Here is a 13,915-nt window from a genome sequence, read left to right as displayed (position 1 = left end):
ATCACCACCGCCCTGTCGGGTGGGCCCGCGCCACGACCTGCATCTCGGCGAGCATCCGGCCGAACGCCTCGGTGTGCAGCCCGTCGCGGCCGGTCCGCCTTTGCACGCCGGCCAGTCCCGCTGCGTCGGGACGTGCGACGTCGGCGGCGGCGAACACCTGCCCGAGGACGTCGTCGACCTCGTCGCCGACCGTCGTCGGGTCGACGCCGACGCCGCACTGCGCGAGGCGGCTCTCCACCGCGTGCCCCTTGGTGAGCTCTGGCCGCATCGGCCACAGCCGGTCCAGAGCGGCGAGGAGACGGGCACGCGACCCCTCCGTGCCCTGGGCCAGCGTCACGAACCAGCGTCCGGCGTAGTCCCGGTGGTAGGTCATCTCCTTGACGCCCTTCGAGGCGACCGCGGCGAGGACGGGGTCGCTGCTGTCGCGCAGCCGTGACAGCAGCGCCAGCCGCCAGGTCGCGAAGACGAGGAGCCGCACCACCGCCTCGGCGAAGTCGGCGTCCTCGCCTTCGACGAGCCGCACGTTGAGGAAGTCCTGGTCGCCGCGGAAGTAGGCGAGCGCGTCCTCGGCCGGCACCGGTGACCCCTCCGGGAGTGTCGGGACGACGGCCGGGTCGGCGGCGGAAGCGCGGGTCAGCAGCAGACGGGCCTGGCCGAGCAGGTCCAGCGCGATGTTGGCGAGGGCGACGTCGTCCTCGAGCTCGGGAGCGTTGCTGCACCACTGCGAGAGCCGGTGCGACATCACGAGCGCGTCGTCGGCGAGCATCAGCGAGTAGGTTGCGAGGTCGCGCGGCGAGACGCCTTCCGGCACGGCCGCCGCCTCGCCCGCCCCGAGGCCGGCGAGCGGGTCCTCGAACCCGGTGCCGAAGGCCCAGTGCGCGGCGTCGCCACCGCCGTAGAGGTCCTCGTACGGGCTGGTCTGCGTCGAGGTCTCGGGATCGTGGGACATGCTCACCTCCTCACAGGTGCGGGACGTCCTCGGGGATGTCGTAGAACGTGGGGTGCCGATAGACCTTGTCACCGCTCGGGGCGAACAGCGGGTCCTTCTCGTCGGGACTCGACGCGGTGATCGCGTCGGCACGGACGACCCAGATGCTTACGCCCTCGTTGCGCCGGGTGTAGACGTCGCGCGCGTGCCGCACCGCCATCTCGTCATCGGCGGCGTGCAGGGAGCCGACGTGGACGTGGTTGAGGCCTCGCTTGCCGCGGACGAACACCTCGTACAACGGCCACTCGCTCTTGACCCCGCTCACGCGTCCTCCTGCTTCGCCGCGAAGGCCATCGCGGCCTCACGGACCCACGCGCCCTCGTCGTGGGCACGTCGGCGATGCGCGATCCGCTGGGCGTTGCACGGTCCGTTGCCACCGACCACCTGCGCGAACTCCTCCCAGTCGGGAGAGCCGAAGTCGTAGTGCCCACGATCGGCGTTCCAGGCGAGCTCGGGGTCGGGAAGGCTGACTCCGAGCGCCTCGGCCTGCGGCACGGTCATGTCGACGAACTTCTGGCGCAGGTCGTCGTTGGTGTCGCGCTTGATGCCCCACGCCATCGACTGCGCCGTGTTGGGCGACTGGTCGTCGGGCGGACCGAACATCATCAGCGACGGCCACCAGAAGCGGTCGACCGACTCCTGGACCATCGCGCGCTGCTCGTCGGTGCCGCGCATCATCGTCATCAGGAGCTCGTAGCCCTGCCGCTGGTGAAACGACTCCTCCTTGCAGATCCGGATCATCGCCCGCCCGTAGGGCCCGTAGGACGTCCGGCACAGCGGCACCTGGTTGCAGATGGCGGCGCCGTCGACCAGCCAGCCGATCGTGCCGACGTCGGCGTACGAGAGCGTCGGGTAGTTGAAGATCGAGGAGTACTTCTGGCGCCCCTCCAGGAGCATCTGGGTGAGCTCGTCGCGCGAGACCCCGAGCGTCTCGGTCGCTGAGTAGAGGTACAGCCCGTGACCGGCCTCGTCCTGCACCTTCGCGAGCAGGATCGCCTTGCGACGCAGAGACGGAGCCCGCGTGATCCAGTTGCCCTCCGGCTGCATCCCGATGATCTCGGAGTGCGCGTGCTGCGCGATCTGCCGTACGAGCGTCTTGCGGTAGCGCTCGGGCATCCAGTCGCGCGGCTCGATGCGGTCGTGCTGGGCCACGGTGTGCTCGAAGTCCTCGAGGAGCTGCGCCTCGTCGACCGTCGTCGTCATGGTGCCTCCGGTTCGCACATTACTGACCGATCGGTCTGTAAATCGTGACACACCGTCGCCGTGAAGGCAATCCCCGCCGGGCTGCTGCTCGCCGACGGCTCCGTACAACCAGGGGCGGCCGCGGTCAGACGACTCGGCGCCACCCCTTGCCCTCGAGCTGGTCACGGAGCTGAGGGTCAGCGTCGTTCGGGTCTGCACGTCTCCCGGACGACGAGAGGCCGGAGATCTTCCACTGATCACCGGCGCGGACGACATCGATGCGCAGCAGCTGCCACGTGCTGTGACCCGGGTAGTCAGTGCTCCGTGTGGAGCCAGCAATCTCGACCATCACTGAAGAGGGTTGCCCCGTGCGCCCGACCGACTGTGCCTGAATCCACATCGGATCGTCCGTGTACCAGTAACGCCCGAGGTTATGTGCCGGGTCTACAGCCTCCAAGAGAAGTGTCCTCGTGGACAGCGGAAGGTCGTCGGTCGCGACCTCTTCGAGCAAACCCTCCATGTCGACGGGCTCGCGCAGGTCGATCGGAGCCTGAGAGAAGAGCAGCGCAAATCGCTCGGCGTCGGCTGAAGTAGGGCCGGAACGCGAAGCGTCGACTATCGCGCCTTCCGATGCGCGTTCTTGGAGCGGGGACGAAACGTCCGGTCCAGGGGATGCGGCGGTGATTGGTCGGAGAGGCGTGAGCTTCTCGACCCGTGTCGGACTCGCGTCAGCCGAGGTCGGCTGAGCCGCAGGTCCGGAACCGGCATCGCCGTTCGCGCTACATCCCCCCACCCACACGACCGCGAGGACCGCCATGCCCACGATGGCGTTGCCCGCCAACTTCTCGTGAACTCGAAACTGCAAGGCCCACACTCCTGTTTGGCGGGCCGCGTCTGCGATCCGACTGTTGAGTCAAGTTACGGGGTCAGGACAGCCGATCGCCAGGACGTCAGCGTACGGATGTGCCGGCCGGACAGAAGGGGCAGACATTTACTGACCGATCGTTCTGCAATAGCGTGGACCGAAGACCGCGCCGACGACGTCGAGGGGGACACGTGAGCACGCTGCTGGAGAGCTACACCGCAGGCCGTTGGTACGCCGCACCGGACGAGGGCCGCCCACTCCTCGACGCCTCGACCGGTGAGGTCGTCGCGACGATCTCGAGCACTGGTCTCGACCTCGGCGCCATGGTCGCGTACGCCCGCGAGGTCGGCGGTCCCGCGCTCCGCAGCCTCACGTTCCACGAGCGGGCCGGGATCCTCAAGGCTCTGGCGAAGCACCTGGGCGCCGGCAAGGACGAGCTCTACCGGCTGTCGGCGTGCGCCGGCGCCACCGAGCGTGACGCGATGGTCGACGTCGACGGCGGCATCGGCACCCTCTTCTCCTACGCGAGCAAGGGCACGCGCGAGCTGCCCAACGACACGATCGTCCTCGACGGTCGGCCGGAACCCCTCGGGAAGGGCGGGACCTTCGTCGGACAACACGTCTTCACGTCGCGTCCCGGCGTCGCGGTCCAGATCAACGCCTTCAACTTCCCGGCGTGGGGGATGCTCGAGAAGCTCGCCCCCGCCTTCCTCGCAGGGCTCCCCACGATCGTGAAGCCGGCCAGCCCCACCGCGTACGTCGCCGAGGCCCTCGTGCGCCGGATCATCGAGTCCGGCCTCCTGCCCGACGGCACCCTCCAGCTCGTCGCCGGCAGCGCAGGGACGCTCCTCGACGAGCTCGGCCCGCAGGACTCGGTCGCCTTCACCGGCTCCGCGCACACGGCGAACGTGCTGCGAGCCCACCCGTCGGTCGCCACCGGCGGCGTACGGCTCGGCGTCGAGGCCGACTCCCTGAACTGCTCCATCCTGGGCCCCGACGTCACCGCCGACGACCCCGAGCTCGACCTCTTCGTGAAGGGCGTCGTCACCGAGATGACGGTCAAGGCGGGCCAGAAGTGCACCGCGATCCGCCGCGTCCTCGTCCCGGCAGGCATGGCCGACACGGTGGTCGACGCGATCGCCGCACGCCTCGCGCGGGTCACGGTCGGCGACCCTCGCGATGCCGGTGTCCGCATGGGCCCGCTCGCGAGCCTCGCCCAGCGCGACGAGGTCCGCAAGGCCGTCGAGGCGCTGCGCAGCTCCGCGGAGATCGTCTACGGCGACCCGGACCGCGTGGAGGGCGTCGACGGCGACGCTGAGCGCGGCGCCTTCATGGCGCCGGTGCTGCTGCGGGCGCGAGATGGCGCGACCGAGCCGCACGACGTCGAGCCGTTCGGTCCGGTGAGCACGGTGCTCACCTACGACGGCCTCGACGACGCGATCGCGCTGGCGGCCCGCGGTCGCGGGAGCCTGGTGGGCTCGCTCGTGACCCACGACCCCGCCGTGGCGCGCACGCTCACCCTCGGGCTCGCGCCGTGGCACGGCCGCATCCTCGTCCTCGACCGCGACGACGCCGCCGAGTCGACCGGTCACGGCTCACCGCTCCCGGTCCTCGTCCACGGCGGGCCCGGCCGGGCCGGTGGGGGCGAGGAGCTGGGTGGCATCCGCAGCGTCCTCCACCACATGCAGCGCACGGCCGTCCAGGCCTCGCCGGACATGCTCACCGCGATCACCGGCCGCTGGACGCCGGGGTCCGACCGCCGGGAGGCCTCGGTCCACCCGTTCCGCAAGAGCCTGGCCGACCTGCGCGTCGGCGACACGATCGCCTCGGAGCCACGGACGGTGACGCGGGAGGACATCGACGCGTTCGCGGCACTCACCGGCGACACGTTCTATGCCCACACCGACGAGGAGGCCGCGGCGGCGAACCCGCTCTTCGGCGGCATCGTGGCGCACGGCTATCTCCTGCTGTCGCTCGCCGCCGGTCTCTTCGTCGACCCTGACCCAGGGCCGGTGCTGGCCAACTTCGGCGTCGACAACCTGCGTTTCCTCACCCCGGTCAAGGCCGACGACGCGATCGCGGTGACGCTCACCGTCAAGGAGATCACCCCGCGCACGACGGCCGACTACGGCGAGGTTCGGTGGGACGCACAGGTGACGAACCGCCACAGCGAGCCGGTCGCGACGTACGACGTCCTGACGCTGGTCGCGAAGACCTGGGACGCCTGACAGCACCTGCTCCTTCTCGATCTTCCGTGACAACGGGTCTCGACGGGGCGCGCCTCTGTGTGCGACAGTTCACGGCAGATCGAAACGGTGTTCCATTAATGGGAACAGCGATCACCGAGGAGCAGCGCCCATGCGTACCCCCGCACGTACGACCGCGACCGCCGTAGCGCTGGTGACGACGTCCGTCGCCGTGGTGGCGGCCAGTCTCTCGCCGGCGATGGCCGAGCCGCCCGAGTTCACCCGCACCCTCGTCACCGAGGACGCCGTCGGCCCGGCCTTCACCGCCGTCGGCGACGTGGTCGGTGACCCGCGCCCGGAGCTGGTGTCGACCACCTATGGGGCTCTCACCATGCAAGGACCGGCCGCACTCCCGGAGCCGGGCAGCGTCACGCTCTACACGAACGCCGGCCGCCGGCGCGGCGGAGGCGTCGACACCTGGAAGACCACTCCGGTGATCGAGCCGTCCGACGGGATCATCTTCCCGAGCGAGCCGACGCTCGCCGACGTCGACGGAGACGGTGACGTCGACGTCATCCAGCCCGCGGGCTACTTCTGGGACAGCGGCATGGGATTCAGCCGCGGCTCGCTGACCTGGTGGGAGAACCGCGACACCCCGCGCAGCGTCCGTGAGGTCCTCGCGCTCGCGAAGTGCGCCGTCGCCTCCCGTGGCGCCTCGCAGCTCAAGGAGTGCCGCGCCCGGCTGCGCGACTGGAAGCGTCACGACATCCTCACCGACAGCCCGTTCGCCTATCACGACCTCCAGCACGTGGACTTCGACGGCGACGGACGCAAGGATCTCGTCACGGTCGGCGAACAGGGCTTCAACGCCTCCGACACGACCGACGACGTCGTCGCGCTGCAGTTCTTCAAGGGCGACGGCAAGGGCAGGTTCGCCGCTCCCGTCACCCTGGCCGACCGCGGCGGGAGCAGCCCGGTGGTCACCGACGTCGACGGAGACGGTGACCTCGACGTCGCGTCGGCGCAGTACTTCGGGGTGAGCCCTGCGGTGCTCGGGCCGCCCACCGGCGAGGCGTCGTTCGTCTGGTTCGAGCGGGTCGGCGACGCCGCCGACGGCCTCACCGCGTCCGACTTCGTGATGCACGAGATCAGCCGCGGGCAGGGACCGTCGTTCAGCATCCACCGCGTCGAGAACCTGTTCGGCGACGGGACCGATCGCTGGGTCGGCGTGAACCACACGAACACGACGCCCGGCAACCCCGGGCCCCCGGTGTTCCTCCGCGCCAAGCCCGACGTCTTCCTCATGACCCCGGGAGCCGACCCCCGCACCCCCTGGACGGTTGCTCCGCTGGCCGCCGGCGTCGACCCGGGCGCCGACTTCACGGCGAGCCCACGCCCGGGGCAGGCGGCGCCCGGCAAGACGGGATTCGGCGACATCGACGGCGACGGCGACCTCGACCTCGCGGTGTCCGGCGACGGGGCGTTCCGCCTCTACTGGCTCGAGCAGACGGCCCCGGGCACCTTCCAGCAGCACGTGCTGCCCGAGTCGGAAGGCTGGGGGCAGGCCGGCGGCGCCAAGATCGCCGACCTCGACCGCGACGGCACCAACGACATCACGTTCTCGAGCTTCGAGAACAACAAGATCGGGATCTGGAGCCCGACGTCCTGATCCACGTCTGACTCCGTGATCCCGCCGTGGCGGGCCGTCGATCCTGACGGCCCGCCCTTCGGCGTCCGGCCGTGGGGTGTCGGCGCCGATGAGTTCGGCGTCCCGAGCCGGTCGGTGCTGCGACCGTCCGAGAAGGGAACCCCGTGGACCTCCAGACCCGCATCACCGAAGCCGTCCGTCCTCACGTCGAACGCGAGGACCCGCCCGGGCTCGCGTGGCTGGTCGCCCGCGGCGAGGAGGTCGCGCTCGGTGCACACGGGTCGTACGGACCGGACGACCCGACCCCCGTCCGTACCGACACCGTCTTTCGGATCTCCTCGGTCACCAAGCCCGTCGTGGCGGTGGCCGCGCTCACGCTGATCGACGACGGCACCCTCGACCTCGACGCCCCCGTCGAGCGCTGGCTCCCGGAGCTGGCCGACCGCCAGGTGCTGCGCGACCCGGCCGGGCCGCTCGACGACACCGTGCCCGCGCGGCGCTCGATCACGGTTCGCGACGTGCTCGAGCTGCGGCTCGGGATCGGTCTCGACTTCACCGGACCGTTCCCTGGGCCTGTCCTGTCCGCGCTGGGAGCACTCGGGCTCCAGTCCGGACCGCCCGCCCCACAGGCGAACCCCGATCCGGACACGTGGATGCGGGCCGTCGGCTCCGTCCCGCTGTCGTACCAGCCGGGCGAGCGGTGGCTCTACCACTCGGGGAGCGAGGTGCTGGGGGTTCTCGTCGCGCGCGCCGCGAGGGCGCCGTTGCCCGACGTCCTCGGCGCCCGGGTCCTCGAGCCGTGCGGGATGACGCGCACCGGCTTCGACGTCGGTCCCGGGGAGATCGGGACGCTGGGGCCGCTCTGGCTCCCGTCCCAAGCAGGTGCGCCGGCGGTGCCGTACGACGGGAGCGACGGTCAGTGGTCGCGACCGCCGGCCTTCCCCAACGCCGGTGACGGGCTGGTCTCGACCGTGACGGACCTGTACGCGCTTGCGCGGATGCTCCGCGCCGGCGGAGTGGCCGACGACGGGAGCCGCGTGGTGTCCACCGAGGTGCTGACCGAGGCGGTCCGCCCGCGCGTCGGCAGGATCGAAGCCGACGACACCTCGGGGTGGGGGCTCGGCTTCGGGGTGAAGACGACCGACCTCCACGACGGCCGCCGTGCGGGGGCGTACGGCTGGGACGGCGGGCTGGGGTCGACGTTCTGGGTCGACCCTGCCGCCGACGTCGTGGGCATCCTGCTCGTCAACCAGATGTGGTCCTCGCCCGAGCCGACCGCGGTGTTCGAGGACTTCTGGAGGGCGGCGTGGCACGCCCGGTGATCCTCAGCGGTCGCGGCGCCGGTCCACGACTCGACGCATCTTGCCCACCGAGCGCTCGATCGTGTCGGGAGCCACGACCCTCATCTCGACGCTCACGCCGATGGTGTCCTTCACCTGAGAACGGACGCGTTCACCGGCACCGTGCGCCGCGTCGCTCGCCACCCCGTGGCGGTGCTCGACGACGACTGTCATCACATCCATGCGCCCGTCGCGTCCAAGGACGCACTGGAAGTGCGGCGACAGCTCGGCCGTCCGAAGGAGAAGCTCCTCGATCTGCGTCGGGAAGACGTTCACCCCGCGGAGGATGATCATGTCGTCGCTGCGCCCCGTGATCTTCTCGATCCGCCGCATGGTCCGAGCCGTCCCCGGGAGGAGCCGCGTCAGGTCACGGGTGCGGTAGCGCAGGACCGGCATCGCCTCTCGGGTCAGGGAGGTCAGCACGAGCTCTCCCTCCTCGCCGTCGGGAAGGACCTCGTCGGTGAACGGGTCGACGATCTCGGGATAGAAGTGGTCCTCCCACACGTGGAGCCCGTCCTGGGTCTCGGCACACTCCATCGCCACCCCGGGACCGATCACCTCGGACAGCCCGTAGATGTCGACGGCCGTCAGGCCGAGGATCTCCTCGAGCTCGCGGCGCATCTCGTCGGTCCACGGCTCGGCACCGAAGATGCCGACCTCCAAAGACGTCGCCCGGGGATCGACGCCCTGACGGACCATCTCGTCCACGATCGCGAGCATGTACGAGGGAGTCACCATGATGATCGTGGGCCGGAAGTCTTCGATCAGGCGGACCTGCCGCTCGGTCATCCCGCCGGAGACGGGGACGACGGTGCAACCGAGCCTCTCCGCCCCCGCGTGCGCGCCGAGCCCGCCGGTGAACAACCCGTAGCCGTACGCGTTGTGGAGGACGTTGCCGGGCCGGCCACCCGCGGCGTAGATGCTGCGTGCGACGACCGTGGCCCACACGTCGAGGTCACCGCGCGTGTAGCCCACGACGGTCGGTCGGCCCGTCGTCCCCGAGGAGGCGTGGATGCGGACGACATCCTCGCGGGGCACGGCGAACATCCCGAACGGGTAGTTGTCGCGCAGGTCGGCCTTCGTCGTGAACGGGACCCGGGCGAGGTCGTCCAGCGTGCGGATGTCGTCGGGATGAACGGCGGCCTCGGTGAGAGACGCGTGGTAGTGCGGCACGTGGTCGTAGCAGCGACGGATCGAGGTCTTCAGCCGCTCGAGCTGGAGGGCACGGAGCTCGTCGACGGACGCGGTCTCGATCGCCTCGAGGCCGCCACCTCGCGAGGGCGGAGTCATGTCGACAGCACAGCAGAGAGCTGAGGGGATGCCTACCCCTGTGGCCAAACCCGTTCGACCGTGAGCAGCGACGACACTACGGTCCTCCTATGTCTTGCCGCATCTCGCACACGAGCATCGACTCCCACGACGCCTACGCCCAGTCCGAGTGGTGGAAGCAGGTGCTGACCGGCTACACCGACGTGCCGGGCGATCCCAACGAGCCGGGCCACGACGAGTGCATGATCGTGCCGCCCAGCGACGGCAGCGCGGGAGCCGGACCGCTGCTCTTCATCGAGGTCCCCGAGGGCAAGGAAGTCAAGAACCGCATCCACCTGGACCTCCGACCGACCGACCGCACGCGCGACGAGGAGATCGAGCGCGTGCTGGCGCTCGGCGCGACCGCGCTCGACGACCTGCGCAAGCCCGACGGTGGAGGGTGGCTGGTCCTCGCCGACCCGGAGGGCAACGAGTTCTGCATCCTGCGCAGCGACGCCGAGATCGCGGCCGTGAACAGCTGACCGAGGGCCGGGTCAGGCGCGCGCGGGCCACTCCGCGGTCGCTTGGAGCACGGCCTCCTCGAGCGCGTCCGTACGCCACTGCGTGACCTTCTGGTAGTCCTCGTCGGCGACCATGCGGCTGAACGCCTCGCGCGAGGGATAGCGCACGAGCGCGACCGCGTCCCAGGCCTGCCCGTCCTCGGCGACCAGGGGAGTCGCCCCGTCGCCGGCATACAGGACCTCACCGCCGTAGCGGGGGAGGAACGTCTCCTCGAGCGCCGCGGCGTACCTGGCGTACAGCTCGCGCCCACCCTCCCGGAAGCGCAGGAGGTTGAGCATGGTCACCGGACCCCCGGGGTCGTCGGCGAGGTAGCGCTTGAGGTCGGCACCGCGGGGATCGACAGCCATGCGCGCATCGTGGCACAGCCGCACCTGCCCGCGGGCTCAGCGTGGCGCGCGGAACCCCGCGGCCTGCGCGTCGGCCGCTGTGGCGAAGCACGCCTCGGGGACGGTGACCGCGTACGAGCGGCTGCCCGGCTCGTGGAAGATGCGTGCGCCGCCGCCGTCGGGGACGTTGCCCTTGATCGGCGCCTTCGCCGGGCACGACTTCCCCGTCGGCGCCACGCTCGGCCCCTTGGCCGCCGGTGGTGCGGCGCTCGTCGGGGCGCCCGCGTCTCCAGCGGCGCCTCCGGCGAACTTCGCGGCGTACGCCCACGTCGACGTCGGCAGCGGCTTCAGGTCGGCGGGCGTGCCGTCGACGCGTGTGCAGCCGTCGAGGATGCGGCTGATCGCGTCCTTCATCGGTTGCGTGACCCGCATCTCGTAGGCGGCGGCGACCCGGGTGAAACGCACGACGTAGGTGCAGCGGTAGGCCTTGTTGGGAGGGAGCCACGCGTCGGGGCCGGAGTCGGACTTGCTGGAGTTCGTCGGACCGTCGACCGCCATCAGGTTGATCGGGTCGTTGGCGAAGGTCACGCGCTTGCCCACCGGCCACTGCTGCGCACCGAGCTGCCAGCCGAGCGAGAGCGGCACGACGTGGTCGATCTGCACGGCGCTCGCGTCTTCTTTGCGGAACGTGATGGTGGTGCCGGTGTAGGGGTCCGCCAGGCGTCCACCGACGACGACGCACTTGTTGCGCTTGCTCACGTCCTGGAGGTCACGGCTCAGGATGTTGTCGCGGGTGCCGCACCCGCTCCGGGTGACGTCGGCCCAGGCCTGACCGAAGCGTCCGACGCGGTCGTAGCCCGTCTTCGGAGCGCGACCGGCGACCTGGAGGCGGCCGAGCATCGCCCGCGCCTTGGTGACCTGGTCGGCAACCTGCTCCGCCGGCTTCCCGGCAGGGGGAGCCGCCGTGGTCGTCACCGCCTGGGCCGCCTGCTCGGTGCCGGTCTCCACCTCCACAGGGCCGCAGGCGGGAAGGACGAGGAGGGCCGCTGCAGCGGCCAGGAGGCGTCGCGCCGTACGTGAGGTCACAGAGGTGTTCTACACGTCGGCCCCGACCTCGGGCGAGGCGGTCACCCCGGCGCTAACGTCGACCTCATGGACAGTGACTGGCAGGACCCGGCCGCGATCTCGCTGATGCTCGACGAGCTCAAGACGTGGGCCGTGGTCGGGCTCTCCGGCGACCCCTCCCGTACCGCCTTCCAGGTGGCGAAGGTCATGCAGACGCGTGGCAAGCGCATCGTCCCCATCCACCCCGACGCACCCACGGTGCTGGGCGAGCAGGGCTACGCGACGCTGTCCGACGTGCCGTTCCCGATCGACGTCGTGGACGTCTTCCGGCGCTCGGAGGCAGCAGGACCCTTCGCGGACCAGGCGGTGGCCATCGGGGCGCGGGCCGTGTGGTTCCAGCTGGGTGTGATCGACGTGGCCGCGTTCGAGCGGACCCGGGCCGCGGGTCTCGCGATGGTGATGGACACCTGCCCGTTGATCGAGTGGGGAAGGCGGTCGGCGTGACCCCAGGGGTGGGCGGCCCTCTCGTCGTACCCCCGGGTCCCGGCATCCCCGGGGGGCTCGTGGTGCCCGAGCGCGAGATCGAGGAGCGGTTCTCGCGGTCGCCCGGGCCTGGCGGACAGTCGGTCAACACGACCGACAGCCGCGTCGAGGTCGTGTTCGACGCCGCGACGTCGGAGGTGCTGTCACCGCAGCAGCGCGACCGCCTGGTGTCGGTGATCGGGTCGAGCCGCATCAGCGTGACCGCGTCGGAGCACCGCTCGCAGCTGCGCAACCGCGTCGCCGCACGCGAACGCCTCGCCGAACGCCTGCGTACGGCCCTGGCGCCACCTCCGCGCCCGCGCGTCGCGACGAAGCCGACCCGCGGGTCGAAGCGCCGCCGGATCGAGGCCAAACGCCGCCGTGCACAGACGAAGTCGAACCGCGGGCGGGTCAGCGACGCCGACTGACGCTCGGTGCCGCGGGGACGTCCCGCGGAGCACGAGCCGCGCTGGCCGAAACCACCCGGCGATACCATCCGAGCATGACCGACGAGCAGCCCGAGAACCCTGGCCAGGACCGCTGGACCGACGAGGCGAAGGACGAGTTCGTCCGCGCCGCCGAAGCCCTCAGCTCCGCCCTGCGCACCCATGCCGTCGCGGTCGCCGCGGCGGGATCCGATGCCGACGTCCCCACCATCACCGCCGCCAAGGAGGCGCTCGCCGCGGCGCTCGAGGCGTACGACGAGGCGCAGTACGACTACAGCGGGACGTTCCCGCCCTTCGCGATCATCGAGGAGGACGGTGACGAGGAGGCCACGCACGACCACGACCACGACGGCAGCCCGCTCACCGGGCAGCGGGTGACGGGCGTGACGGTGCTCCAGCGCATGGACTACCGCATCACCGACCCGCAGGCGGTCGTCGCTGCCGGCAGCGTGGCGCAGAAGGCCTCGCCCGACGAGATCGACGGCCCGGTGACGGACCTCGGCGAGGCCCTCTATGCACTCGCGCACAGCAACGGCCTCGGCGGCTGGAGCGCGCTCGGCGAGACGGCCGGCATCGTGCCCGTCGCCCAGGTGACGCTCGCCGTCGCCAACGAGGGCCTCCTGCCGACCGACCCCGACGAGTGGCCCGAGGACTCGCTGTCGGTCGAGGAAGGCGAGCTGATCTTCCAGGAGGGCACGACCTGGGTCGAGTGACCCGGCAGATCACGTGTGCTGCGTGCCTGACGCTGTGCCGAGGAGCGGCGCCAGGGCACCGCGGAGATCGTCGATCTTCTGGTAGCGCAGGGCAGTCATCCCGACCTCGTGGGCTGCGGTGACGTTGGCGGTGGTGTCGTCGATGAACAAGCAGCGGTGGACCGGGGTGCCCACCCGTTCGGCGGCCAGGAAGTAGACGCGGGGGTCAGGCTTGATGTGGCCGACGCGAGAGGTGTTCACCACGGTGTCGGCGAGGTCGTCGAGCCCTTGCTGGACAAGGTCCCGCTCCAGCCGGGTGGTCGCGTTGGATACCAGGGCGACGGTCGCGACCGAGCGTGCCTGGCGGAGGAGGGACGCAACCTCGTGGTCGACGACGGGAACCAGGCCGGACCAGTCGTCGACCACGGCATGGGCGCGTTCGGTCGATCCGCAGATCTCCGCGAGGTCTGCGGTCACGAGTGAGCGCCAGTGCTCGTCGGTGATCGCTCCGGTGATCGCAGGGTGCAGGCGTGACGGGGCGAAGGCCACCTTCGCGAGTGTGCCCGCGGGAAGCCCGTGACTGGTGTCGATGTCGTCGGCAGCAGGCCAGTGTCGAAGCACGCCGTCGATGTCGCAGAGCACCGCGTCGTACGGGCGAACAGTCATGTGAGGACTCCTGGTGGTGGTTGCGGGCTGTCGTCGGCCTTGAAAGTTAAGGACATTAGCCGTACGGTGAAGAGCATGAGCCAATTACCGTCTGAGACCCTTCATCACCTTGCCCTCCCCGAGGGTCGGATCACCTACACCGACTCCGGACACGGGCCG

Annotated in this window: 15 protein-coding genes; 7 read left to right on the top strand and 8 right to left on the bottom strand. The window is 70.7% G+C overall.

The features are described from left to right. Position 1: 1 nt before the first annotated feature. From paaC to PV363_RS03260, 4 genes are all read right to left on the bottom strand, one after another. Complete coding sequence (paaC, locus tag PV363_RS03275) at positions 2–949, bottom strand: 1,2-phenylacetyl-CoA epoxidase subunit PaaC (RefSeq protein WP_301021669.1); 948 nt, start codon at positions 947–949, stop codon at positions 2–4. Positions 950–959: 10 nt separating this feature from the next. After that, the gene (paaB, locus tag PV363_RS03270; RefSeq protein WP_220342823.1) at positions 960–1,253 is read right to left on the bottom strand and encodes a 1,2-phenylacetyl-CoA epoxidase subunit PaaB; all 294 of its coding nucleotides are present in this window, start codon (positions 1,251–1,253) and stop codon (positions 960–962) included. Further along, positions 1,250–2,191 (bottom strand): 1,2-phenylacetyl-CoA epoxidase subunit PaaA, encoded by a 942-nt coding sequence (gene paaA / locus PV363_RS03265; RefSeq protein WP_301021668.1) that lies wholly within the window; start codon positions 2,189–2,191, stop codon positions 1,250–1,252. The genes paaB and paaA overlap by 4 nt, the downstream gene beginning before the upstream one ends. 124 nt (positions 2,192–2,315) lie before the next feature. Next, positions 2,316–2,690: a hypothetical protein gene (locus PV363_RS03260; RefSeq protein ID WP_301021667.1), complete on the bottom strand. Its 375-nt coding sequence runs from the start codon at positions 2,688–2,690 to the stop codon at positions 2,316–2,318. 536 nt (positions 2,691–3,226) lie between these two features. On the opposite strand from PV363_RS03260, the gene paaZ reads away from it, so the two are divergent. From paaZ to PV363_RS03245, 3 genes are all read left to right on the top strand, one after another. After that, positions 3,227–5,263, top strand: coding sequence for a phenylacetic acid degradation bifunctional protein PaaZ (paaZ, locus tag PV363_RS03255; protein WP_301021666.1), 2,037 nt, complete (start codon positions 3,227–3,229; stop codon positions 5,261–5,263). A 130-nt stretch (positions 5,264–5,393) separates the two neighbouring features. Continuing rightward, positions 5,394–6,890, top strand: coding sequence for a VCBS repeat-containing protein (locus tag PV363_RS03250; protein WP_220366603.1), 1,497 nt, complete (start codon positions 5,394–5,396; stop codon positions 6,888–6,890). Between the two features lie 143 nt (positions 6,891–7,033). Beyond that, complete coding sequence (locus PV363_RS03245; RefSeq protein WP_220342812.1) at positions 7,034–8,191, top strand: serine hydrolase domain-containing protein; 1,158 nt, start codon at positions 7,034–7,036, stop codon at positions 8,189–8,191. 3 nt (positions 8,192–8,194) lie between these two features. Here the strand turns inward: PV363_RS03245 and paaK are convergent, their stop codons facing one another. Next, positions 8,195–9,499 (bottom strand): phenylacetate--CoA ligase PaaK, encoded by a 1,305-nt coding sequence (gene paaK, locus PV363_RS03240; RefSeq protein WP_301021665.1) that lies wholly within the window; start codon positions 9,497–9,499, stop codon positions 8,195–8,197. Between the two features lie 89 nt (positions 9,500–9,588). Here paaK and PV363_RS03235 point away from each other — a divergent pair, with 89 nt between their 5' ends. Then, positions 9,589–9,999 carry a VOC family protein gene (locus PV363_RS03235; protein WP_301021664.1) on the top strand — a complete coding sequence of 137 codons (411 nt, stop codon included), beginning with the start codon at positions 9,589–9,591 and terminating at the stop codon, positions 9,997–9,999. Between the two features lie 12 nt (positions 10,000–10,011). Here PV363_RS03235 and PV363_RS03230 read toward each other — a convergent pair whose 3' ends face one another. Together PV363_RS03230 and PV363_RS03225 are read right to left on the bottom strand one after the other, a co-directional pair. Continuing rightward, positions 10,012–10,386: a DUF1330 domain-containing protein gene (locus PV363_RS03230; protein WP_220345711.1), complete on the bottom strand. Its 375-nt coding sequence runs from the start codon at positions 10,384–10,386 to the stop codon at positions 10,012–10,014. Positions 10,387–10,422: 36 nt separating this feature from the next. Continuing rightward, complete coding sequence (locus tag PV363_RS03225) at positions 10,423–11,451, bottom strand: HNH endonuclease family protein (protein WP_301021663.1); 1,029 nt, start codon at positions 11,449–11,451, stop codon at positions 10,423–10,425. Positions 11,452–11,517: 66 nt separating this feature from the next. Here PV363_RS03225 and PV363_RS03220 point away from each other — a divergent pair, with 66 nt between their 5' ends. From PV363_RS03220 to PV363_RS03210, 3 genes are all read left to right on the top strand, one after another. Then, positions 11,518–11,934: a CoA-binding protein gene (locus PV363_RS03220; protein WP_220345710.1), complete on the top strand. Its 417-nt coding sequence runs from the start codon at positions 11,518–11,520 to the stop codon at positions 11,932–11,934. Continuing rightward, complete coding sequence (gene arfB, locus PV363_RS03215) at positions 11,931–12,380, top strand: alternative ribosome rescue aminoacyl-tRNA hydrolase ArfB (protein WP_301021662.1); 450 nt, start codon at positions 11,931–11,933, stop codon at positions 12,378–12,380. Before PV363_RS03220 ends, arfB begins: the two co-directional genes overlap by 4 nt. A 74-nt stretch (positions 12,381–12,454) precedes the next feature. After that, complete coding sequence (locus tag PV363_RS03210) at positions 12,455–13,111, top strand: hypothetical protein (RefSeq protein ID WP_220342799.1); 657 nt, start codon at positions 12,455–12,457, stop codon at positions 13,109–13,111. Between the two features lie 9 nt (positions 13,112–13,120). Here PV363_RS03210 and PV363_RS03205 read toward each other — a convergent pair whose 3' ends face one another. Beyond that, positions 13,121–13,756, bottom strand: a complete 636-nt coding sequence (locus PV363_RS03205) for an HAD-IA family hydrolase (protein WP_220366607.1) — start codon at positions 13,754–13,756, stop codon at positions 13,121–13,123. Positions 13,757–13,915 lie beyond the last annotated feature (159 nt).

It is taken from the genome of Mumia sp. (assembly GCF_028803055.1).
Lineage (GTDB): Bacteria > Actinomycetota > Actinomycetes > Propionibacteriales > Nocardioidaceae > Mumia.
Note: the sequence above shows the minus strand (reverse complement) of the source record. Positions and strands in the feature narration are given on the sequence as shown.